This is a genomic window from Enterobacter cloacae complex sp. R_G8, from assembly GCF_024599795.1.
Taxonomy (GTDB): Bacteria; Pseudomonadota; Gammaproteobacteria; order Enterobacterales; family Enterobacteriaceae; genus Enterobacter; species Enterobacter dissolvens.
The window spans coordinates 2,149,582-2,169,917 of record NZ_CP102246.1 but is presented as its reverse complement, the minus strand read 5'-3'; the positions used below and the strand labels follow the sequence as shown (position 1 = coordinate 2,169,917).

Below are 20,336 nucleotides of genomic sequence, written 5' to 3'. Positions count from 1 at the left end.
CCCGCGATAAGCGAGGCTTTATGTCTGAGAGTGAAGTGCTACGCGCTTCAGTCAGCAGCGGTTCGATCAGATAGCCGTTACGTTAACTGCAGCTGGGCCTTTCTGGCCGTCCTGAATTTCGAACTCAACGTTCTGGCCTTCAGCCAGAGTTTTGAAGCCGTTACCCTGGATTGCAGAGAAGTGTACGAACACGTCTTTGCTGCCGTCAGCAGGAGTAATGAAACCAAAACCTTTAGACTCGTTGAACCACTTAACTTGACCTTTAATCTTTGCCATTTGCAAAATTCCTTAGAGTGTTTTCTTAGCCCGCAGGCATTGACTGAGATAAAACTGAGACATTACTGCTTGAGGCACTAATATAAGGTTCGGCAGAGAAGCGGTATTCAACGACAACGTGTTTACTCAGGACTTCTTTACTGAAAATGCCACACATAAACAGAACTGTACCTCGTTTGACCCAAAACGTGTTATCACACACTATGTTTAATATGGCAAGCCATTTTTAAACATGTCTCGATCCGCCGCACAAATTCGAACACTGACTGTAAGGATTTGCACAATTATGCGCACCACTTCCAGGCAGGCTCACGTCCTTATACAGACTCAACGTTGCTTTCACACCCGCTGTAATCTAAGACTTTTTTAACATAGCTCAATCATTACAATGCGTCCAGCAACCTACGAAAGAAAGCCGGAAACAGTGATTGATTTAGAACATTTTGTGAAAAGTTATGCTCAAATCATTGTAACGCGGCTGTATTGTTACAAACAAAATACACTGCTAATAAACCCGGCTCAACTGGGTTAAAAATCACCAGATAATAAAAACGTTATGCACCAAAATAATGAAATTTTTATGACTCTGCCTCAAAAGAAGGCAAGCAAAACGTTTCGATAAAAATAAAAAATGCGTGAGTGGCTTTAATAGCAGAATATATGCAACAAATCGTCGCTTCGCTTACAAGGATAAATATTCACCAATTTTCAGTATCCTGAAGGAATTATTAACCGGTGCTAAATTAACAAGCGCGTCAGTTAACTCTCTGACGGGTTCATCAAGGGATTCATCCGCCAGTTCAAACACGCCCCAGTGGATGGGAAACGCTAACGGGCTACCCAGTTGCTGCCACAAAGCGACAGCAGACTGCGGATCCATGTGGTGTACCGCCATGAACCATCTTGGTGCATAGGCGCCAACCGGCAACGCGGCGGCGTCAATTTTTCCCAGCCGTTCCGGGATCAAAAGCAGCTCCGGGGTATAACCCGTATCGCCGCTAAACCAGAAACGTCGTTGACGACCTTCAAAGACCCAGCCACACCACAGGGAGCGATTGCGGTTCCAGAATGTTCGCATACTCCAGTGCTGTGCCGGCACGGCGGTCAGGGTTATCCCCTGCCAGGTGATACTCTGCCACCAGTCGAGCTCAACAATGCGCCTTGCTCCCCGGCGGCGAAACCACTGTGCAAGACCTAACGGCACGAAGAAACTGACGTCCGGAAAGCGCTTCAGGATACGGCGAATGGTCGCGTGATCAAGGTGATCGTAATGATTGTGGGAGATAACCACTGCATCAAGCTGCGTGAGTTGTTCCACAGAGAGAGCGGGAGGCGTTCTGCGCAAGGGGCCCAGGAACGGTACGGGAGAGGCGCGCCGGGAAAACACCGGGTCGGTGAGAAGAGTATTGCCGCCCATTTGCAGCAGCATACTCGCATGCCCCAGCCACCATACCCCATCTTCAAGGGGTTGATTTAGCGCGACAGGTTGCCACCACTGGTGGATAAACGCCTCATAACCGAGTGCCGGAGGTTTAGGCAAACCGGCCTCTTTACGCGCTTTACGCCAGCGATCAAGGTCACCGGGCTGATGCCCACCAGGTTGGGTATTCTGAAAACCGTTCGGGGTGTGGTGTTTCAGGGAGGGGTCATACCAGGGATTTTTCCAGACCACAACCGCCTCCCAGGACAGAAAGATTAACGCTCAGCCACCAGACGGATAAAATCGTCTTTGTCGTCGCTCTCTTCGGCGACGGTTTCTTTTGCCGCGTCTTTCTCTTCCGGTTCGTTAGCCTCGCACAGTCGGCGTAACAGCGCATTCTGACGCTTTTGCTGATCGAGCAGCGCTTCCAGCAGTTCGATCTGCTCGTTAGTCCGTGAGCTCGCGCGGTTCACGAAAAACCAGATGACGAGCCCCACCACCAGAACAATGACAGAGACCATCAGGGATGCCATATTCATCAGCCCTGAATTCAGTAACTCACCCATTTCACCACCTCAATAAAAAAACGCATTTTACCACTGGCGCGAAGGAAGGAAATCACCTTAAGAAAAAATGCCTGTTACCACGGAATAAACTTATTGATTGCGCAAACGCCGCTAAAAAACTGTACATCCTGATCGCACATCACATTGATCGTCTGCGTCCACAACACCACGCATGCAATCAGCACGATAACCAGAATTACCCAGCGTATTTTTTTCACTCCACACTCCGTCTTAACATCTGTTGCATACAGGTTATCACGGTTATCTTAAACAAGGACTAACTGTAACGCCTGTAAGCCCTTTTCAGAATCATGCACTTGTTTCATAGAGTAAACCGTTTAGTCTTGAGGCATGACAACAAAGATAAAGAGGCAATGATGCATTTAATCATTCGAACAATTATTGCACTGGCCGTAGTCTGGATTGGCCTTTTGTTAACCGGATATGGTGTGCTTGTGGGAAGCACCGAAAACGCTGCTGGATTAGGCATCCAGTGTAAATACCTGACCGCACAGGGAATGAGCACAGCACAGTACCTGCATTCTGATAGTGGGATCATCGGTTTAACCAACTGTCCGGTCCTGCGTAAAACCTCCGTCGTCATTGATAATGGTTAATGACCCTTTTTTACAACTGATAAAAAAACGCCGCAATGTCTGCGGCGTTTTTCATGCTAAGGGCAATTAAAACGGATATTCGTTATAGCCCATCTGCTCAGAAATCTTACGCGCGGCGGTATGGAGAATAGCAACATACTCATGCAGACGCTCTTCTGAAAAGCGCAGCGTCGGGAAGGAGATACTCAGGCCCGCAATCACCACACCGAAGCGGTCGAATACCGGCACACCAATACAGCGCAGCCCTTCTTCCTGCTCTTCGTTATCTTCGCCGTAGCCCTGCTCACGTACCTTATCGAGCACCGTTAACAGTTCATCCGTGCTGGTGATAGTACGCTGAGTGCTACGTTTATACTCCACACCATCGAGGATCTGCTTCACTTCTTCACGATCGCGCCATGCCAGCAGCACTTTACCGATAGCGGTACTGTACAGCGGATTGCGGCGACCAATGCGGGAATACATGCGCAGGTTATACATTGAGTCAATTTTATGGATGTAAACGATGCTGTCTTCATCCAGCGCCCCCAGGTGAATGGTCTCTTTAGTCAGGCGAGAGAGCTCACGCATCTGGATATCTGCACTACGAACCAGGTCAACGTTTTGCAGCGCACGGGCGCCTAATTCGAACAGTTTTAGCGTCAGAGAATACTTTTCAGACTCGCCTTCCTGTGCGACATAACCCAGTGACTTCATGGTTTGCAAAAAGCGATAAACGGTGCTTTTCGACATCATCACACGCTGCGACAATTCTGTAATACCAATTTCACGCTCTTCTCCGAGCGCCTGCAGGATGCCAAACACCTTCAGCACGGAAGAAACAGAATCGGGTTGTTTATCCAAATCTGCAATTGCCATTCATCACCTCATAGAGAGTGTTTTATAAAAATCAGAACCGGTTTTTATTATAAATTCCCGTCATGCTACCTGCAATCAATCCGCGTTTACTTCGTTACAAATCTGCGACATAAAGCGCTGTTAACGGTGCTAAAATAGTTACCTTGAGAATAATTTCACACTGAGCTATTTATTCACCATGGAAAAAAAACTGCCCGATGGTCTGCCTTTACCCCAGCGGTATGGCGCTATCGCTACGATTATCATCGGTATTTCGATGGCCGTACTCGACGGCGCAATTGCCAATGTTGCCCTGCCCACCATTGCCAGCGATCTGCATGCCTCACCCGCCAGCTCTATCTGGATCGTTAACGCCTATCAGATAGCGATCGTGGTGTCATTGCTCTCTTTCTCTTTTCTGGGGGATATGTTCGGCTACCGACGGGTCTATCAGTGCGGGCTGGCGGTGTTTACCCTGACCTCGCTGTTCTGTGCCCTCTCTGATTCGCTGCATACTCTGACGCTGGCACGCATTGCGCAGGGTTTTGGTGGTGCGGCACTGATGAGTGTCAATACCGCATTGATCCGCTTAATTTATCCCCAACGTCATCTGGGACGGGGAATGGGGATTAACTCCTTCATTGTGGCAGTATCTTCGGCGGCCGGGCCGACAATTGCGGCGGCCATACTGTCTGTCGCCTCATGGCAATGGCTGTTCGCCATCAATGTACCGCTGGGTATTATTGCCCTCTTCTTTGCCCTGCGCTATCTGCCGGGGAACGGCCCCAGAAGCATCATGCCCCGTTTTGACATCGCCAGTGCGGTGATGAATGCGCTGACCTTTGGCCTGCTGATTACAGCCCTGAGCGGCTTTGCGCAGGGTCAGTCCATTTGGCTGACCGCCACAGAAATCGCAGCCCTGCTGGTGATTGGCGTCTTCTTCGTTCGCCGCCAGCTCTCGTTACCGGTGCCGTTACTGCCCGTCGATCTGTTACGCATTCCCCTGTTTTCACTCTCAATATGCACGTCAATTTGTTCGTTCTGCGCCCAGATGCTGGCCCTTGTCTCTCTGCCTTTTTTCCTGCAGAGCGTAATAGGACGTTCTGAAGTGGAGACCGGACTCCTGCTCACCCCGTGGCCGCTGGCGACGATGGTGATGGCACCGCTGGCAGGTTATCTCATAGAGCGCGTACATGCAGGATTACTGGGCGCGCTGGGGCTGGCGGTGATGGCGGCAGGCCTGTTTGCGCTGGCACTGCTTCCATCGTCACCCACAGATCTGGATATTATCTGGCGCATGATCCTCTGCGGAGCCGGTTTTGGCCTGTTCCAGTCGCCGAATAATCACACCATTATCACCTCCGCACCGCGCCATCGCAGCGGAGGAGCCAGTGGCATGTTGGGTACCGCTCGCCTGCTGGGACAAAGCACCGGTGCGGCACTGGTCGCCCTGATGTTTAACCTCGCCGGGCAAAACGGTAATCACCTTGCGCTCATTACCGCAGGCACACTGGCCACCCTTGCCGCGATCGTCAGCGGCCTGCGCGTCACTCAGCCCAGCGTGCAGGCATAAAAAAAGCCGGGTGGAGTTGCCTCCAGCCCGGCTCATGTTCAACCTTCAGTGTTACTTCAGGTATTCCCCGCTACGCAGCGCTTCAATACGTTTATCCAGCGGCGGGTGAGACATAAACAGCTCGCTCAACGATTTTGATTTACCGTTGATGCAGAATGCCATCATGCTGTTCGCTTCCTGCGGCTCGTAGCTGGTTTTCAGACGCTGCAGGGCAGCAATCATCTTCTCACGACCTACCAGTTTCGCAGAGCCGGCATCCGCGTGGAATTCACGGTGACGGGAGAACCACATGGTGATGATGCTGGCCAGAATGCCGAACACCAGCTCCAGAACCATCGATACCGCGAAGTAGATCAGCGGGTTACCGTTGCTCTCTTCACCTTCATCGCGGTTACCCCCCATAAAGCCAGCCGCAATCTGTGCCAGAATACGGGAAATAAAGATAACAAAGGTGTTCACCACGCCCTGAATCAGCGTCATGGTCACCATGTCACCGTTCGCGATATGGCTGATTTCGTGCGCGATAACCGCTTCGGCTTCGTCACGGCTCATGTTTTGCAGCAGCCCGGTACTTACCGCAACCAGTGACGCATCGCGACGGGCACCCGTGGCGAAGGCATTAATATCCGGCGCATGGTAAATGGCAACCTGCGGCATGGCGATCCCGGCTTGCTTAGATTGCTGAGCCACCGTATTCATCAGCCACTGCTCCATATCGTTACGCGGCTGTTCAATAACCTCACCACCTACCGACTTCAGCGCCATCCACTTCGACATCAGCAGTGAAATAAATGAGCCACCAAAACCAAACAGCAGCGCCATAATCAACAGACCCTGAACGCTACTCGACTGAATTCCTGTCAGGCTTAGCACGAGCCCGAAAACCACCATCACCGCAAGGTTGGTGAGCAGGAAGAGCGCGATTCGCATCATAATTTTCTTTTAACCTCAGTTTAACAAAACGCACTATGCGATTACCCACATCGTATGGGTATTGTGGCTATTTTCAAGCATACGGCGGGCGTAAGTCACCAGAAAGACACAACTTTACACAATTGGAAATCTGCCTGACGGAAGGATGCAGAACAAAAAGAAACAGGCACAATTTCTTGTGCCTGTTGGGAGATTATTTAGCCGGAGCGGGTTGCTCGGCGGGCTTCTCTTTTTCCAGATTCGCCAGGTCAAGCGCGATATGGACCGTCTCGTCCAGGTACGGATCCGGCTCCTGGTAATCTTTAGGCAGATCGTCCAGTTTTTTGAGCAGAGGCTTGCCTTCACGTTTGAAGCGATCGTTGATACGCGCCAGACGCGTTGCGTCATCCTCATTGTTCTCTTTCTCACGCTGAGCGTAGTTCAGAGAAACAATATTCCTTTTTTCTTTCAGAGCATTGAAACGCGCAATGTCCTTCATGATGTACTGGAATTCAGGATCTTTCGCGATGCGCTCGTTATGGTCTTTCAGCAATTGCGGACCAAACTGCGTCATATCACCGGCTTTCACGTATGTCGCGGCATTGATGCTGTCCCACGGCAACGCGTTATCTTCAAACTTCTCGCCCGTTTCCGTCTCTTCCGTGCCTGTCGGCATCATGATATCTGGCGTCACGCCTTTACGCTGCGTACTGCCGCCATTCACACGGTAGAACTTCTGAATGGTGTACTGGACAGAGCCCAGCGCAGGCCATTCCGGACGCAGCATCTGATCGTAGATACGATTCAGGGAACGATACTGTTGAACGGTACCTTTACCAAAGGTCGGCTCGCCAACAATCAGCGCGCGGCCATAATCCTGCATTGCCGCGGCAAAGATTTCAGACGCTGACGCACTGAAGCGATCGACCAGCACCACCAGCGGGCCTTTGTAGTAGACCACGCCATCATTGTCGGCATCTTCACGGACTTTACCGTTGTTATCGCGTACCTGCACCACCGGACCAGACGGGATAAACAGGCCAGACAGAGAAACGGCTTCTGTCAGCGCACCACCTCCGTTGCTGCGCAGATCGATGATCACGCTGCTGACATTCTGCTTCTCAAGCTTCTGCAGCTGCACTTTCACATCATCGGTCAGCCCTACGTAGAAGCCAGGGATATCAAGTACACCCACCTTCTCTTTACCGACGGTTTTCACCGACATTTTCACCGCGCGGTCTTCAAGGCGAATACGCTCACGGGTCAGGGTAACGATACGGGTTTTGGTGCCTTTCCCGGCAGGCAGAATTTCAAGACGAACTTTGCTGCCTTTCGGACCTTTGATCAGCGCAACCACATCGTCCAGACGCCAGCCGATGACATCCACCATGTTCTGCCCGGTTTGGCCTACACCGACAATACGATCGCCTACGCTTATCGCTTTGCTTTTTGATGCCGGGCCACCCGCAACCATGGAGTTGATCACCGTGTAATCGTCGTCCATCTGCAGCACCGCGCCGATACCTTCCAGAGACAGGCTCATTTCGGTATTGAACTGTTCGGTGTTACGCGGGGAGAGATAGTTGGTATGCGGGTCGATTTCGTGGGCAAAGGCGGTCATTGCCAGCGAGAAAACATCTTCGCTGTTGGTTTGCGCCAGGCGACGAATGGCAAACTTGTAACGGCGCGTCAGCGTGTCACGGATCTCTTTCTCATCTTTGCCAGTGAGCTTGAGACTCAGTTCGTCGTACTTCACTTTGCTGTCCCACAGGGTGTTCAGCTCGGCTTCGTCTTTCGGCCAGGGCGCCTTACTGCGGTCCAGATTAAAGGTGTCGTTGCCGGTAAAGTCCATAGGACGTTCCAGCACTTTCAGCGCATACTGATAACGTTCAAAGCGGCGCTTTTGTGCCAGGTTATACAGATCGTAGAACAGATCCAGCTTGCCGGAACGCAGCTCATCACCAACGTCGGATTTACGTTTTGCGAACTGCTCGACATCGCTGGCGAGCAGTACGTTATGGCTGTAATCCAGCAAGTTCAGATAGCGGTCGAAGATTTTGGCCGAAAAGGCCTGATCGAGATCGAACTGACGATAGTGCGAACGGGTGAAACGTGACGTCACACGCTCGCTCACCGTCGCGTGCTGCGTCTCTTCCTTGAGAACCGGAATTTGATCAACACGCGTAATATCGTCCACTGCGAAAGCATGACCTGTTATGGCAAACAGGCCCGCCAGCGCGGTGAGCTTAAAAAAAGTGTTCATGCCAGGCTTGGCCTCCGTTTCAGAACAACAAGTGTTCTGCGCGTACAATCATTGACATACCAGAAGTCAGCTGTACACGAACGCCATCTTTGGTGATTTCCAGTACGGTGGCGTCCATTGCATTGTTACCCGCTTTTACCTTCAGTGCCTGACCCACGCTCAGGGCGTTGATGTCTGAAACCGGAGTGTGGCGCTGCTCTTCACGAGGTGCGCGAGGGGCTTTAGCTGCTGGTTTGTCAGCACGCGGTTTGCGATCGTTATTTTCGTTGCGACGCGGTGCAGGACGCGGCTTACGTTCACGACGAGGCGCTTCTTCCTGGCCGTTTGCCGCAGCGGCTTCGCGTTTTTTCGCCTGCTGTTCTGCACGTTGTGCCTGAACGCGTGCTTTGGCTTCTTCTAGCTGCTTACGCGCGTGCTCTACGTGCTGCTCGTCCAGCTCACCACATGGGTTGCCGTCAAGATCCACACGGGTCGCGCCCGGTTTGATACCGTACAGGTAACGCCAGCTCGAAGTATAAAGACGTAAGGCGGAGCGCAGCTGAGTTTTGCTGAGGTTCATTTCCCCCTCAACGCGTGCCACCAGATCCTGAAAAATACCGACTTTCAGGGGACGAGCTTCGCCTTCAGCGCTGAAGCACTGTGGGAAACGCTCGGCCAGAAATGCGATAACTTCTTTACTGCTATTCAACTTAGGTTGATTTTCCATGAAATTTCCTGATTACAACGGACGTTGCCAACAAGCGCAGGCATGAACAGGCGTCATTATAATGACGCTATCAGTAAATGCTACGTTATCCGTTGATTATCCTGCGACGCTCGCAAAGAATTTTTGATAATCGGTTGCTGCAAGAACGTTTTCCAGATTCGCCACCAGCTCGCGCAGCCCCTGTTCGTCCTCGATTGTAAAGCGACTGAAGGCCGTACTGTCGATGTCCAGAACGCCAATAATCTGATTTTTTACCACCAGCGGCAGCACGATTTCAGAATTACTGGCGGCATCGCAGGCGATGTGACCGTCAAACGCGTGAACGTCCTCTACACGCTGCACCGCATTTTTGGCGACAGCCGTTCCGCATACGCCGCGTCCCACAGGGATACGCACGCAGGCGAGTTTCCCCTGGAAAGGCCCCAGCACCAGCGTTTCGCCTTCAAGAAGGTAAAAACCGGCCCAGTTTACCTCGGTCAGACGTTCAAAGAGTAATGCACTTGTATTTGCCAGAGTGGCTAAGAAGCTGGTCTCACCCGCCATCAATGCCTTAAAATCGCGGTTCAGATCCGCGTAGAATTCTGTTTTGTTCATTCTTCAATCACTTAGTTGTCTTACAAAATTACCGCATAGCCTATTAAAATAAGCATTAAATGCGCTCATGCTCAAGATGAATCCGTTCATGAGTTAATATAACGTTCAACAATACTTATTTGTGCGCAACCGATGGCCTTAAAAACAACCAAAATCACGCCGACAAAAAAGATAACTGTCCATACGGTAAGCGAAGCTTTGCCTCGTGCACATTATCAGCGTTGCCCCCAGTGCGATACGCTTTTTATGTTGCCGAAGATGAAATCGCATCAAAGCGCCTTTTGTCCCCGCTGCGATGCCAAAATTCGTGACGGGCGCGACTGGTCATTAACCCGCCTCGCCGCCATGGCAGTCACCATGCTGCTGTTGATGCCCTTTGCCTGGAGCGAGCCGCTATTGAAGCTCTACCTGCTCGGCGTGCGTATTGATGCCAACGTGCTGCAGGGGATCTGGCAAATGACGCGCCAGGGCGATCCGGTGACCGCAGCCATGGTGCTTTTTTGCACCGTTGGCGCGCCGCTGGTCCTGGTCGCGGCGATTGCCTATCTGTGGCTCGGCAATATTCTGGGGATGAACCTGCGACCGGTGTTGCTGATGCTGGATAAACTCAAAGAGTGGGTCATGCTGGATATCTATCTTGTGGGTGTCGGCGTGGCGTCAATCAAAGTACAGGACTACGCGTTTCTGCAGCCAGGCGTCGGACTCTTTGCATTTATCTGTCTGGTGTTGCTCAGTATCCTGACGTTAATCCATCTGAACGTTGAGCAACTCTGGGAACGTTTTTACCCTCAGCGCCCTGCCACACGCCCGGATGAAAACCTCCGGGTCTGTCTGGGTTGCCACTACACCGGGCTGCCTGACGCGCGCGGCCGCTGTCCACGTTGCCATATTCCTTTGAGGCTGCGGCGCAACAACAGCCTGCAAAAGTGCTGGGCCGCACTGATTGCCTCTTTGGTATTCCTGATCCCTGCCAATATGTTGCCGATTTCCATTATTTACGTGAATGGTGCACGCCAGGAAGATACCATCCTCTCCGGCATTATCTCTCTTGCGCACAGCAATGTAGGGGTGGCGGCAATTGTGTTTATCGCCAGTATTCTGGTGCCGTTTACCAAAGTGGTGGTGATGTTTACCCTGCTTATCAGCATTCACTTTAAATGTGAGCAAGGGTTACGTACCCGTATCCTGCTCCTGCGCTTTGTCACCTGGATTGGCCGCTGGTCGATGTTGGATCTGTTCGTGATTTCGTTGATGATGTCGCTGATTAACCGCGACCAGCTACTTGCTTTTACAATGGGACCCGCAGCTTTTTATTTCGGCTCTGCGGTGATATTGACTATTCTTGCTGTGGAATGGCTGGATAGCCGCTTACTTTGGGATGCACATGAGTCAGGAAACCCCCGCTTCGCCGACTGAAGCGAGAATTAAAACAAAACGCCGCATTTCGCCATTCTGGTTGCTGCCTGTCATCGCCCTGATGATTGCAGGCTGGCTTATCTGGACGAGCTATGAAGATCGCGGAAGCACCATCACCATTGATTTCCAGTCCGCCGACGGCATTGTGGCCGGACGTACCCCCGTGCGTTTCCAGGGGGTGGAAGTGGGTACCGTGCAGGATATCTCCCTTGGAAAAGGGCTGAATAAAATTCAGGTACGGGCCAGCATCAAATCCGATATGCAGGACGCGCTGCGCAGCGAAACGCAGTTCTGGCTGGTCACGCCGAAGGCCTCTCTGGCCGGGGTGTCCGGGCTGGATGCGCTGGTTGGCGGGAACTATATCGGCATGATGCCGGGTAAAGGTGAACCGCAGGATCACTTTGTTGCGCTTGATACACAGCCGAAATACCGCCTCAATAACGGGGATCTGATGATCCACCTGCAGGCACCCGATTTAGGGTCACTGAACAGCGGCTCGCTGGTGTACTTCCGTAAAATCCCGGTGGGCCGGGTTTATGATTACGCCATCAACCCCAACAAGCAGGGCGTGACCATCGATGTGTTAATCGAGCGTCGCTTTACCAATCTGGTGAAAAAAGGCAGCCGTTTCTGGAATGTGTCGGGCGTGGATGCTGACGTAAGCCTCAGCGGTGCGAAAGTGAAGCTTGAAAGCCTGGCGGCGCTGGTCAATGGCGCGATTGCCTTTGACTCCCCGGAAAATTCCAGCCCTGCCACCGCAGATGACACGTTCGGATTGTATGCCGACCTGGCGCATAGCCAGCGTGGGGTGATCGTCAAACTTGCTCTGCCTGATGCCAAAGGGTTAAAAGCCGGTTCTACGCCGCTGATGTATCAGGGGCTGGAGGTCGGTCAGCTCACCAAAATGACGCTCAATCCGGGCGGTTCCGTAACCGGGGAGATGACGGTTGACCCAAGCGTAGTGGATCTTCTGCGCGAGAAAACGCGTATTGAAATGCGCAGCCCGAAACTGTCTCTGAGTGATGCCAGCATCAGCAGCCTCCTGACAGGCAGTACCTTCGAGTTGATCCCCGGCGAAGGCCAGCCCAGCAACACCTTTGTGGTTGCCCCGGCGGATAAAGCCCTGCTGCAAAAACCCGGCGTGGTGACCATTACGCTGAATGCGCCGGAAAGCTACGGTATTGAAGCCGGTCAGCCGCTGATCTTACACGGCGTGCAGGTCGGTCAGGTGCTGGAGCGTACGCTGTCGGAAAACGGGGTGAGCTTCTCCGTCGCAATCGATCCGCAATACAGCAACCTGGTGCATGGCGACAGCAAATTCGTGGTTAACAGCCGCGTTGACGTCAAGGTCGGGCTGGACGGCGTAGAATTTCTCGGCGCCAGTGCCAGCGAGTGGGTGAACGGCGGGATCCGCATCCTGCCTGGCAATAAAGGCCCTGTTCGTGACAGTTATCCGCTGTATGCCAATCTGGATAAAGCCATTGAAAACAGCCTGAGCGATCTGCCGACCACCACGCTGACGTTGAGTGCGGAGACGCTGCCGGACGTACAGGCAGGCTCGGTCGTGCTGTATCGCAAGTTTGAGGTTGGTGAAGTGATCACCGTTCGCCCACATGCAGACGCCTTTGATATCGAACTGCACATCAAGCCGGAATATCGCAAGTTGCTTACGCCAAACAGCGTCTTCTGGGCCGAAGGTGGAGCAAAGGTTCAGCTTAACGGCAGCGGGTTGACCGTGCAGGCCTCCCCGCTCTCCCGCGCGCTGCGCGGGGCGATTAGCTTCGATAATCTGCCCGGCGCAGGCGGCAATATGCGCAAGGGTGACAAGCGCATCCTCTTCCCGTCAGAAACCGCTGCACGTGCGGTTGGCGGGCAAATTACTCTGCATGCCTTCGACGCCGGGAAGCTGGCGGAAGGAATGCCCATCCGCTACCTGGGCATTGATATCGGACAGATCCAGAAGCTGACGCTGATCACCGCACGTAACGAAGTGCAGGCCACCGCGGTGCTTTATCCCGAATACGTTCAGACGTTCGCCCGGACAGGCTCGCGTTTCTCGGTTGTAACGCCGCAGATCTCGGCCGCAGGCGTTGAGCATCTCGACACCATCCTGCAGCCGTATATCAACGTCGAACCCGGTCGTGGCAACGCGCGTCGTGATTTTGAGTTGCAGGAAGCTACCATCACCGACTCGCGCTATCTTGATGGTCTGAGCATAGTGGTGGAGGTACCGGAAGCTGGCTCGCTTAGCATCGGCACGCCAGTCCTGTTCCGAGGTATTGAAGTGGGAACGGTGACCGGCCTGACGCTCGGGACCCTCTCCGACCGCGTGATGGTGGCGTTACGCATCAGCGATCGTTACCAGCATCTGGTGCGGAATAACTCGGTGTTCTGGCTGGCCTCCGGCTATTCGCTGGACTTCGGCCTGACGGGTGGCGTGGTGAAAACCGGCACCTTCAACCAGTTTATTCGCGGTGGTATTGCTTTTGCCACGCCGCCGGGTACACCGCTGGCGCCAAAAGCACAGCCGGGTAAACACTTCCTGCTGCTCGAAAGCGAACCTAAAGAATGGCGCGAGTGGGGAACCGCCCTGCCGCGTTAATCTCAGGGCTCCGGTGTCAACGCGCCGGAGCCTTTATGTTACACTGCGCACCTGAACTTTTCCCTGTGGTGTGCCCGTGGCTCAAAACTCCGTATATCTTCCTGAACAATTCCTGGCGCAGATGCGCGAGGCGCTTCCTTCTCACCTCTCGTTAGATGATTTTATCGCCGCCTGTCAGCGACCGTTACGCCGAAGTATTCGCGTCAACACGCTGAAAATCAGCGTCGCCGATTTCCTTACGCTGGTATCCCCCTACAACTGGCAGCTTATGCCGGTGCCGTGGTGTGAAGAGGGTTTCTGGATCGAACGGGAGGACGAAGCATCACTGCCGCTGGGCAGTACCGCCGAGCATTTGAGCGGCCTGTTTTATATTCAGGAAGCCAGCTCAATGCTGCCGGTTGCTGCGCTGTTTGCCGATGGCAACGCCCCTGAACGGGTCATGGATGTCGCTGCCGCCCCCGGCTCAAAAACCACGCAGATTGCCGCCCGCATGGCTAACCGCGGGGCCATTCTTGCCAATGAGTTTTCAGCCAGCCGCGTCAAGGTACTGCATGCCAACATCAGCCGCTGCGGCATTCAGAACGTCGCTCTGACACATTTCGACGGTCGCGTGTTTGGCGCCGCCTTGCCGGAAACATTTGACGCCATTCTGCTGGATGCACCCTGCTCCGGTGAAGGTGTGGTACGCAAAGATCCCGATGCCTTAAAAAACTGGTCAGTCGAAAGCAATCTCGATATCGCCGCGACGCAGCGCGAACTGATTGACAGCGCGTTTCATGCCCTGCGTCCGGGCGGCACGCTGGTTTACTCCACCTGCACATTAAACCGTGATGAAAACGAAGACGTCTGCCTGTGGCTGCAAGCGCAATACCCCAATGCGGTTGAGTTTCTGCCACTGGATGATTTGTTTGCCTCGGCCAAAGACGCCATCACCCCGGAAGGTTTCCTCCACGTCTTCCCGCAGATTTATGACTGCGAAGGTTTTTTTGTCGCCCGTCTGCGTAAAACTGCCGCCATCACCCCGCTGCCTGCACCAAAATTTAAGGTCGGTAATTTCCCCTTCACACCGCTGAAACGCCGTGAAACAGAACAGGTCACCACCGCGGCCCGCAAAGCCGGACTGATCTGGAACGACGATCTCCACCTCTGGCAGCGTGATAAAGAGATTTGGCTTTTCCCGGCGAACATTGAGCCGCTTATCGGCAAAGTCCGTTTTTCCCGAATCGGGATCCGCCTGGCGGAAGTACATAACAAAGGGTATCGCTGGCAGCACGAGGCGGTCATTGCGCTTGCCAGCAGTGAAAATACGTTCGCGCTGACGCATCAGGAAGCTGAAGAGTGGTACCGGGGCCGCGATGTGTACCCAGAAGCCCCCCCTTCTCAGGATGATGTCGTGGTGACGTACCAGGGATACCCGCTGGGACTGGCAAAGAAAGTGGGTTCGCGCCTGAAAAACAGCTATCCGCGCGAGCTGGTGCGCGATGGTCGCCTGTTTACCGGTAACGATCGCGCTGACTAAAAAAAGCGCACTTTTTTACTGGCGAATTTGCTCTCCTTGTCTACTATCAAAAATGGATGGCCAAACTGGTCATACCAGATTTTGACAACACACCCGGAGAGCATTATGACGAAAACCAGCGTGCGTATTGGCGCTTTTGAAATCGACGATGCAGAGTTGCGCGGCGAAGCCCAGGGCGAGCGAACGTTAAGTATTCCCTGCAAATCCGATCCGGATTTGTGCATGCAACTGGATGCCTGGGATGCCGACACCAGCGTTCCGGCGATTCTTGATGGAGAACACTCAGTCCTGTACCGCGAGCATTACGATAGCAAAACCGATGCCTGGGTCATGCGTCTTGCCTGACCAGAGAGAACCCGCCCGAAGGCGGGTTATTTATTACTGCAGCTGCGCCAGCGTGAAATAACCGTCAAACACCGCGCCGGTATCAATGTAGTGCAGGTTGTGAAAATCATATCGCTTATCCACGGGCGTATGACCGAACCAGAAATGATCCGCACCGCAAATCCCCTGCCCTCTGCCTGCCATAAATCCCATTAACCGATCCCGATCCCATAGCACCCGCCGGGCATCGACCGGTTTTTGCCAGACATATTCCGCTGCCGGATAATCGGCATGGGCGATCACATTCAGACCGTTTGCGCAGGAGATCTCAATGATATGCGGCAACTGTCGGCATGCTTCGAATAATGTCATTGCCTGCTGTTGCTGGAGGTCATCAAGACGCGTAAACCAGATCCCCCCATTGAGCGTCCATAGGGCGAAATCATTATTATCCAGGCTGTCGACTGCCATTTGTTCATGATTACCCCGTACTGCACGAAACCATTTTTCATTGATGAGCTGTAAGCACTTAACGCTATCTGGGCCACGATCAATCAAATCCCCCACGGAGATAAGCAAATCCTCATAAGGATTAAAGTGACGGCGTTTCAGTTCGTCCAACAGCCACTGATAGCAACCGTGTATATCGCTCACAACCCAGACGTGACGCCACTTACTACCATCGATTCGCTGATACATAAGGCCTCCCTGAATAAGTATAGCTGCATCAGAAATTGCCAATGTCAGCGCCGGATATCACAAAGCCAAACAAACAGTAAACCAAACGGAAATAAAGATCCTTGCACTATTAATCCTTTTTTATTGGCCCTTTAGAATAAGCACTAAATAAAAAGAGAGGTTTCAACGTGTCCAATACTCACCTGCATAACGATGTGCTTTTTCCACATCGCACACATATTATTTCCGACCTGGTCAACGGAAAATGCGTTCCGGGCCCTATCTGGAAAAAGCGTGAGTATCGACTGAAGTTCCTGTTACGCTCGCTTTTGTTCTGGTCTTCTACCCGACGCATGCTGGAGGCACTCTCTGGCCGGGATGATTTCGACCGACTGTTGGCCTCGCAAATTACGTTACCCAGTAAAACCCACCGCCAGTATTTAATGCGCGGTCTGAATGCCGGCGACCGTGCTGACGCGATCGTCAGCCACTACCACTGGATCGATGGTCTGAAAGACTCTTCCCTCGCCCATGCGCTGACCAGCCCTCTGGAGCAGCCTGTGGTGCAGTTCAGGGCTAAAAATGAGGTGCTCTATACTGTCAGTGCCTCCTCTGCCCATAAAGCCGAGCGCGAAGGTGAAAGCACGTTGTGGCTGCGCGATGACAAAAATACCTTGCTCGCAAGCCTGACTTTTAGCGTTGCACGCAGCGCGGGGCAACGGGTACTGGTGATCGGTGGGCTTCAGGGGCCACGCCGCGGCGTCAGTCGCGATGTGATAAAACAGGCCACCCGCGCCTGCCACGGCCTGTTCCCAAAACGCGTTCTTATGGAAGTCATTTTCCAGCTGGTCGCGCAGTCCAATATCCGCGCTATTTATGCCGTCAGTGATGAAGGGCATGTTTTCCGCGCGTTGCGTTATCGCCTGAGCAAAGGTCGCCATTTCCACGCCAGCTACGATGAGTTTTGGGAAACGCTGGACGGCAAAAAACGCTCAACTTTCTGCTGGCAGCTGCCGCCAGAGATGGCACGTAAATCCCTGGACGAGATTGCCAGTAAGAAACGGGCCGAATACCGCCGCCGCTTTGAGCTGTTGGATCAGATCCAGGCTTCAATGCAATAACGCTTTTAAATGTGTCTCTTCTTCCTGCTGCATACAACATTGGTCAACCAGGACTGTATTCTTTGCCTGTTTTAATATGGCTGAAACAGGCATGGATACAGCGTCTCTTCTGACTAAATGGTTATATAATATCATTATTTAATCTCACTTTGACCAAAATGAAATCGAGTACAATTTCTGTATCCATCTCAGCCTTTTTCTTCGATGTTTCAGTTTCCTGAATTTTCGAAATCGAAAACATGAGATAAATGCCTTACTCATTCTTCTTTATTGTTTTAAATTTCGGTCTTTGGAATGAGTGAAACAAATATCATCATCAGTTCAGTATACTTAACGCAAATGCGAGCATCTTCTTCTATTTATTATATTTCATTTTACCGAATCCTACCCTTATAAATCCATACTTAATCCCCCAAATTATAATTTTACTTGCATAACTATTTCTACCTAATCTATCCATTAGATTGCCATCTATTTTTTATCTTATTTGCGTAGGTATTGCACATAAACAGGAGTAGATTATCCAGTATGCATTTTCTTTCAAAACTATCATTACAGTCATCTCAAAACAGTTTTATTAATTTACTTTTTGCACCCAAGAAAATCCATGTTATAATAGCATAGTTAGTTGCTAACAAAAACACAAAAAAGAATATGCAAATATTTTTGCGAGGGCTCACTTGGTGGTAAATAATAAGAATCACGACATTGAATTTTTACGTGCGATCGCTATTGCATATGTATTTCTTGCTCACATCCCTTCTTTGCTCTCACCAGATTCATTTTATTTCCAAATATTTAACATTAGTAGATTTGGAAGTGGTGTTGACCTGTTTTTTTGTGTTTCAGGTTTTATTGTAACAAGAAGTCTGTTAGTAAAGGGAATACATTCAATGAGTGGTATTACTTTTATTAAAGAAACAAAGGAATTTTATATTAAGAGGATGTGGCGACTATTGCCAGCTGCGTTTTTTTGGATTATTGCATCGCTCATCCTTGCGGTTGCGATGGAAAAGACCCACGCATTTCTTCCAATTGAAAAACTGCTAACATCGGCTCTATTTTCAGTAACACAAACACAAAATTTTTACTTTTTATCATGCAGAGATAACGGTACATGTGGTAATCTTGGTATTTACTGGAGTCTATCATTAGAAAATCAATTTTATCTCCTCCTTCCTATACTTCTTTTCACCTTTAACAATAAAAAACTGTGTTTATTAATGGCTGTAGTGTTTGCCGTTCAGTTTTTTATACCCAGAACACTAAATAACCATACACCTATTGGCTGGCCATTAAGGACAGATGCTATGGCACTAGGAGTAATTATAGCTGTATTAAGCTTAAAAAATAGAATTGCATCTGTAGATTTACGTTTGTTTTCCAATCCTATAATTTCGTCATCATTCCTAATATTAATGTGTTTTTTTCTCGCTATATTTACCAAGCCTGAGCCGGTAATATTTTTTCAAACTGGCCTTACGGCACTAGCGTCTGGCTGTTTAGTTTTCATAGCCAGCTTTAATAAAAATTATTTTTGCAAAAATAAACATTTTATGATGATAACTGATTATATTGGTTCACGTTCATATTCACTTTATCTAACACATGTCATTGCATTATCTGTCACAAGGGGATTATTTATGAATGGCAGTATTGACTATACTAATATGGGCACCATCATTCGATTGTCTTTTTTCTTTGCTTTGACCTTCGCCTTGACAGAATTTAGTTATCATTATATTGAAAATAAGTACAGATATTATTGGAAAAGGCATGCAAAAGCTGGTCATTATTAATTTTTCAAAATTCTAATCATCATAATATTAATCCGAATTTAGTCAAGGGAGAATACTCCTCCCTTTATAATCTCTGAGAGTATTATAAGCTCATTATAGTTATAACAACCTTACACTGAGTCAACAACCACTTGCCTTCTGCACCCCTCCCCCATCTCTCTCGCGATGCCGCATCAAATGCTCATTCAGATAAATTTACATCTGGATCATGATGCCAGGGAAGAAACCTGTTGTTAATCTTTAGAAATCTTACCTGCGTATCCGCAGTGAGTAGGGGATCGATCAGTTTACGTTTTTCGCTGTGCTCCGAAGACAGGTGAGGAGGCTCTACGAAACGGAGCGCGGAGAGGAATTTGCTCAACGTTTACTCGGCCACAAAAATTTAACAATGACCAAAAAATACCTGGACGCACGCGGTGCAGAGTATGTTATGGTTTAGACAGGATATGGAATATTCGAGTAATTTTCGGGGGATTTCGTGTTGAGACCGAAAAAACCTTTGAGAAACATATAGATAAAAAGAGACCGAATACGATTCCTGTATTCGGTCCAGGGAAATGGCTCTTGGGAGAGAGCCGTGCGCTAAAAGTTGGCATTAATGCAGGCTAAGTCGCCTTGCCTTTTAAGAATAGATGACGACGCCAGGTTTTCCAGTCCACAGTAAAAGCGGTCGGAAAAAAAGCGTCAAAACATCAATAAAAATGAAAAACCGCAGTGCTTTCGCAAGCAGCTGCGGTTTTTTTTACTGGGAACCGGAAACTAGCAGAGCTTGTCGGCGCGTTCGATAAACGGAGCAAGGCTCATCTTCTGCCCGGGGCTGGACGGATCGTCAATCTGGATAACGCTGATGGGCTGCCCGCTGCTCTTACCGCTGGCAACCTGCTGCTCGGCCACGTCGTTTAACGGGTACTGTACCAGCGTGCTTGGGTTGATGGCATACAGCGCATGACCCGGACGACAGGTCAGCATCACCTCTTCGCGATTGAACGCCCATTTATCCTTACCCACTTCAAAACGGCTGACGGTGATAACCTGTGGTGCCGCCAGAGCGCTCCCCGTACAGGCCATCAATAAGAGAGAGAGTACTGTCTTTTTCATATGCTATTTAACCTT

General features: G+C 50.9%; 19 protein-coding genes and 1 pseudogene. 8 read left to right on the top strand and 12 right to left on the bottom strand.

The window, feature by feature from the left end; translation table 11 throughout:
* Window positions 1-66: 66 nt before the first annotated feature.
* From cspE to mgrB, 5 genes and pseudogenes are all read right to left on the bottom strand, one after another.
* The gene (cspE, locus tag NQ842_RS10310; RefSeq protein ID WP_001062678.1) at window positions 67-276 is read right to left on the bottom strand and encodes a transcription antiterminator/RNA stability regulator CspE; all 210 of its coding nucleotides are present in this window, start codon (window positions 274-276) and stop codon (window positions 67-69) included.
* A gap of 12 nt (window positions 277-288) precedes the next feature.
* Window positions 289-433 (bottom strand): annotated as a pseudogene (locus tag NQ842_RS10305) (DUF2627 domain-containing protein).
* Between the two features lie 525 nt (window positions 434-958).
* Window positions 959-1,948 (bottom strand): MBL fold metallo-hydrolase, encoded by a 990-nt coding sequence (locus NQ842_RS10300; RefSeq protein WP_096927423.1) that lies wholly within the window; start codon window positions 1,946-1,948, stop codon window positions 959-961.
* A 23-nt stretch (window positions 1,949-1,971) separates the two neighbouring features.
* Window positions 1,972-2,262 carry a YebO family protein gene (locus NQ842_RS10295; RefSeq protein ID WP_047360898.1) on the bottom strand — a complete coding sequence of 97 codons (291 nt, stop codon included), beginning with the start codon at window positions 2,260-2,262 and terminating at the stop codon, window positions 1,972-1,974.
* Between the two features lie 74 nt (window positions 2,263-2,336).
* A complete protein-coding gene (gene mgrB, locus NQ842_RS10290; RefSeq protein WP_013096124.1) occupies window positions 2,337-2,480 on the bottom strand; it encodes a PhoP/PhoQ regulator MgrB in 144 nt (47 codons plus the stop codon).
* Window positions 2,481-2,639: 159 nt separating this feature from the next.
* On the opposite strand from mgrB, the gene NQ842_RS10285 reads away from it, so the two are divergent.
* Window positions 2,640-2,879 carry a YobH family protein gene (locus NQ842_RS10285; RefSeq protein ID WP_013096123.1) on the top strand — a complete coding sequence of 80 codons (240 nt, stop codon included), beginning with the start codon at window positions 2,640-2,642 and terminating at the stop codon, window positions 2,877-2,879.
* Window positions 2,880-2,945: 66 nt separating this feature from the next.
* On the opposite strand, the gene kdgR is transcribed toward NQ842_RS10285, so the two are convergent.
* Entirely contained in the window at window positions 2,946-3,737 is a 792-nt protein-coding gene (kdgR, locus tag NQ842_RS10280) for a DNA-binding transcriptional regulator KdgR (RefSeq protein ID WP_014832375.1), read from the bottom strand.
* Window positions 3,738-3,915: 178 nt separating this feature from the next.
* Here kdgR and NQ842_RS10275 point away from each other — a divergent pair, with 178 nt between their 5' ends.
* Window positions 3,916-5,289, top strand: a complete 1,374-nt coding sequence (locus tag NQ842_RS10275; RefSeq protein ID WP_014832376.1) for an MFS transporter — start codon at window positions 3,916-3,918, stop codon at window positions 5,287-5,289.
* Window positions 5,290-5,340: 51 nt separating this feature from the next.
* On the opposite strand, the gene htpX is transcribed toward NQ842_RS10275, so the two are convergent.
* From htpX to NQ842_RS10255, 4 genes are all read right to left on the bottom strand, one after another.
* On the bottom strand, window positions 5,341-6,222 hold the full coding sequence (gene htpX / locus NQ842_RS10270; protein ID WP_010432647.1) for a protease HtpX: 882 nt from the start codon (window positions 6,220-6,222) through the stop codon (window positions 5,341-5,343).
* A gap of 193 nt (window positions 6,223-6,415) precedes the next feature.
* The gene (prc, locus tag NQ842_RS10265) at window positions 6,416-8,464 is read right to left on the bottom strand and encodes a carboxy terminal-processing peptidase (RefSeq protein WP_047360899.1); all 2,049 of its coding nucleotides are present in this window, start codon (window positions 8,462-8,464) and stop codon (window positions 6,416-6,418) included.
* Between the two features lie 19 nt (window positions 8,465-8,483).
* Window positions 8,484-9,170 carry an RNA chaperone ProQ gene (proQ, locus tag NQ842_RS10260; protein ID WP_014832378.1) on the bottom strand — a complete coding sequence of 229 codons (687 nt, stop codon included), beginning with the start codon at window positions 9,168-9,170 and terminating at the stop codon, window positions 8,484-8,486.
* A gap of 96 nt (window positions 9,171-9,266) precedes the next feature.
* On the bottom strand, window positions 9,267-9,764 hold the full coding sequence (locus tag NQ842_RS10255; RefSeq protein WP_047360901.1) for a GAF domain-containing protein: 498 nt from the start codon (window positions 9,762-9,764) through the stop codon (window positions 9,267-9,269).
* 132 nt (window positions 9,765-9,896) lie between these two features.
* On the opposite strand from NQ842_RS10255, the gene yebS reads away from it, so the two are divergent.
* From yebS to NQ842_RS10235, 4 genes are all read left to right on the top strand, one after another.
* On the top strand, window positions 9,897-11,180 hold the full coding sequence (gene yebS, locus NQ842_RS10250) for a membrane integrity lipid transport subunit YebS (protein ID WP_014832380.1): 1,284 nt from the start codon (window positions 9,897-9,899) through the stop codon (window positions 11,178-11,180).
* Window positions 11,149-13,782 carry a PqiB family protein gene (locus NQ842_RS10245; RefSeq protein ID WP_046888043.1) on the top strand — a complete coding sequence of 878 codons (2,634 nt, stop codon included), beginning with the start codon at window positions 11,149-11,151 and terminating at the stop codon, window positions 13,780-13,782. The genes yebS and NQ842_RS10245 overlap by 32 nt, the downstream gene beginning before the upstream one ends.
* A gap of 76 nt (window positions 13,783-13,858) precedes the next feature.
* Entirely contained in the window at window positions 13,859-15,301 is a 1,443-nt protein-coding gene (rsmF, locus tag NQ842_RS10240; protein ID WP_125364650.1) for a 16S rRNA (cytosine(1407)-C(5))-methyltransferase RsmF, read from the top strand.
* A 105-nt stretch (window positions 15,302-15,406) separates the two neighbouring features.
* Complete coding sequence (locus NQ842_RS10235; protein WP_046888041.1) at window positions 15,407-15,646, top strand: YebV family protein; 240 nt, start codon at window positions 15,407-15,409, stop codon at window positions 15,644-15,646.
* Window positions 15,647-15,679: 33 nt separating this feature from the next.
* Here the strand turns inward: NQ842_RS10235 and pphA are convergent, their stop codons facing one another.
* A complete protein-coding gene (pphA, locus tag NQ842_RS10230) occupies window positions 15,680-16,324 on the bottom strand; it encodes a protein-serine/threonine phosphatase (protein WP_125364651.1) in 645 nt (214 codons plus the stop codon).
* 167 nt (window positions 16,325-16,491) lie between these two features.
* Here pphA and NQ842_RS10225 point away from each other — a divergent pair, with 167 nt between their 5' ends.
* Entirely contained in the window at window positions 16,492-17,424 is a 933-nt protein-coding gene (locus NQ842_RS10225) for a VirK/YbjX family protein (protein WP_257256804.1), read from the top strand.
* 683 nt (window positions 17,425-18,107) lie between these two features.
* Window positions 18,108-19,223 (top strand): acyltransferase, encoded by a 1,116-nt coding sequence (locus tag NQ842_RS10220; RefSeq protein ID WP_176216289.1) that lies wholly within the window; start codon window positions 18,108-18,110, stop codon window positions 19,221-19,223.
* Between the two features lie 759 nt (window positions 19,224-19,982).
* On the opposite strand, the gene NQ842_RS10210 is transcribed toward NQ842_RS10220, so the two are convergent.
* Window positions 19,983-20,321 (bottom strand): YebY family protein, encoded by a 339-nt coding sequence (locus tag NQ842_RS10210; protein WP_014832387.1) that lies wholly within the window; start codon window positions 20,319-20,321, stop codon window positions 19,983-19,985.
* Between the last annotated feature and the right edge of the window lie 15 nt (window positions 20,322-20,336).

Excerpts from the sequence above, each read along its gene's own strand:
- NQ842_RS10210 (WP_014832387.1), bottom strand. The coding sequence starts at position 20,321 with ATGAAAAAGACAGTACTCTCTCTCTTATTGATGGCCTGTACGGGGAGC.
- NQ842_RS10295 (WP_047360898.1), bottom strand. The coding sequence starts at position 2,262 with ATGGGTGAGTTACTGAATTCAGGGCTGATGAATATGGCATCCCTGATG.
- yebS (WP_014832380.1), top strand. The coding sequence starts at position 9,897 with ATGGCCTTAAAAACAACCAAAATCACGCCGACAAAAAAGATAACTGTC.
- htpX (WP_010432647.1), bottom strand. The coding sequence starts at position 6,222 with ATGATGCGAATCGCGCTCTTCCTGCTCACCAACCTTGCGGTGATGGTG.
- prc (WP_047360899.1), bottom strand. The coding sequence starts at position 8,464 with ATGAACACTTTTTTTAAGCTCACCGCGCTGGCGGGCCTGTTTGCCATA.
- NQ842_RS10275 (WP_014832376.1), top strand. The coding sequence starts at position 3,916 with ATGGAAAAAAAACTGCCCGATGGTCTGCCTTTACCCCAGCGGTATGGC.
- cspE (WP_001062678.1), bottom strand. The coding sequence starts at position 276 with ATGGCAAAGATTAAAGGTCAAGTTAAGTGGTTCAACGAGTCTAAAGGT.
- NQ842_RS10285 (WP_013096123.1), top strand. The coding sequence starts at position 2,640 with ATGCATTTAATCATTCGAACAATTATTGCACTGGCCGTAGTCTGGATT.
- NQ842_RS10245 (WP_046888043.1), top strand. The coding sequence starts at position 11,149 with ATGAGTCAGGAAACCCCCGCTTCGCCGACTGAAGCGAGAATTAAAACA.
- NQ842_RS10255 (WP_047360901.1), bottom strand. The coding sequence starts at position 9,764 with ATGAACAAAACAGAATTCTACGCGGATCTGAACCGCGATTTTAAGGCA.
- kdgR (WP_014832375.1), bottom strand. The coding sequence starts at position 3,737 with ATGGCAATTGCAGATTTGGATAAACAACCCGATTCTGTTTCTTCCGTG.
- NQ842_RS10235 (WP_046888041.1), top strand. The coding sequence starts at position 15,407 with ATGACGAAAACCAGCGTGCGTATTGGCGCTTTTGAAATCGACGATGCA.
- pphA (WP_125364651.1), bottom strand. The coding sequence starts at position 16,324 with ATGTATCAGCGAATCGATGGTAGTAAGTGGCGTCACGTCTGGGTTGTG.
- proQ (WP_014832378.1), bottom strand. The coding sequence starts at position 9,170 with ATGGAAAATCAACCTAAGTTGAATAGCAGTAAAGAAGTTATCGCATTT.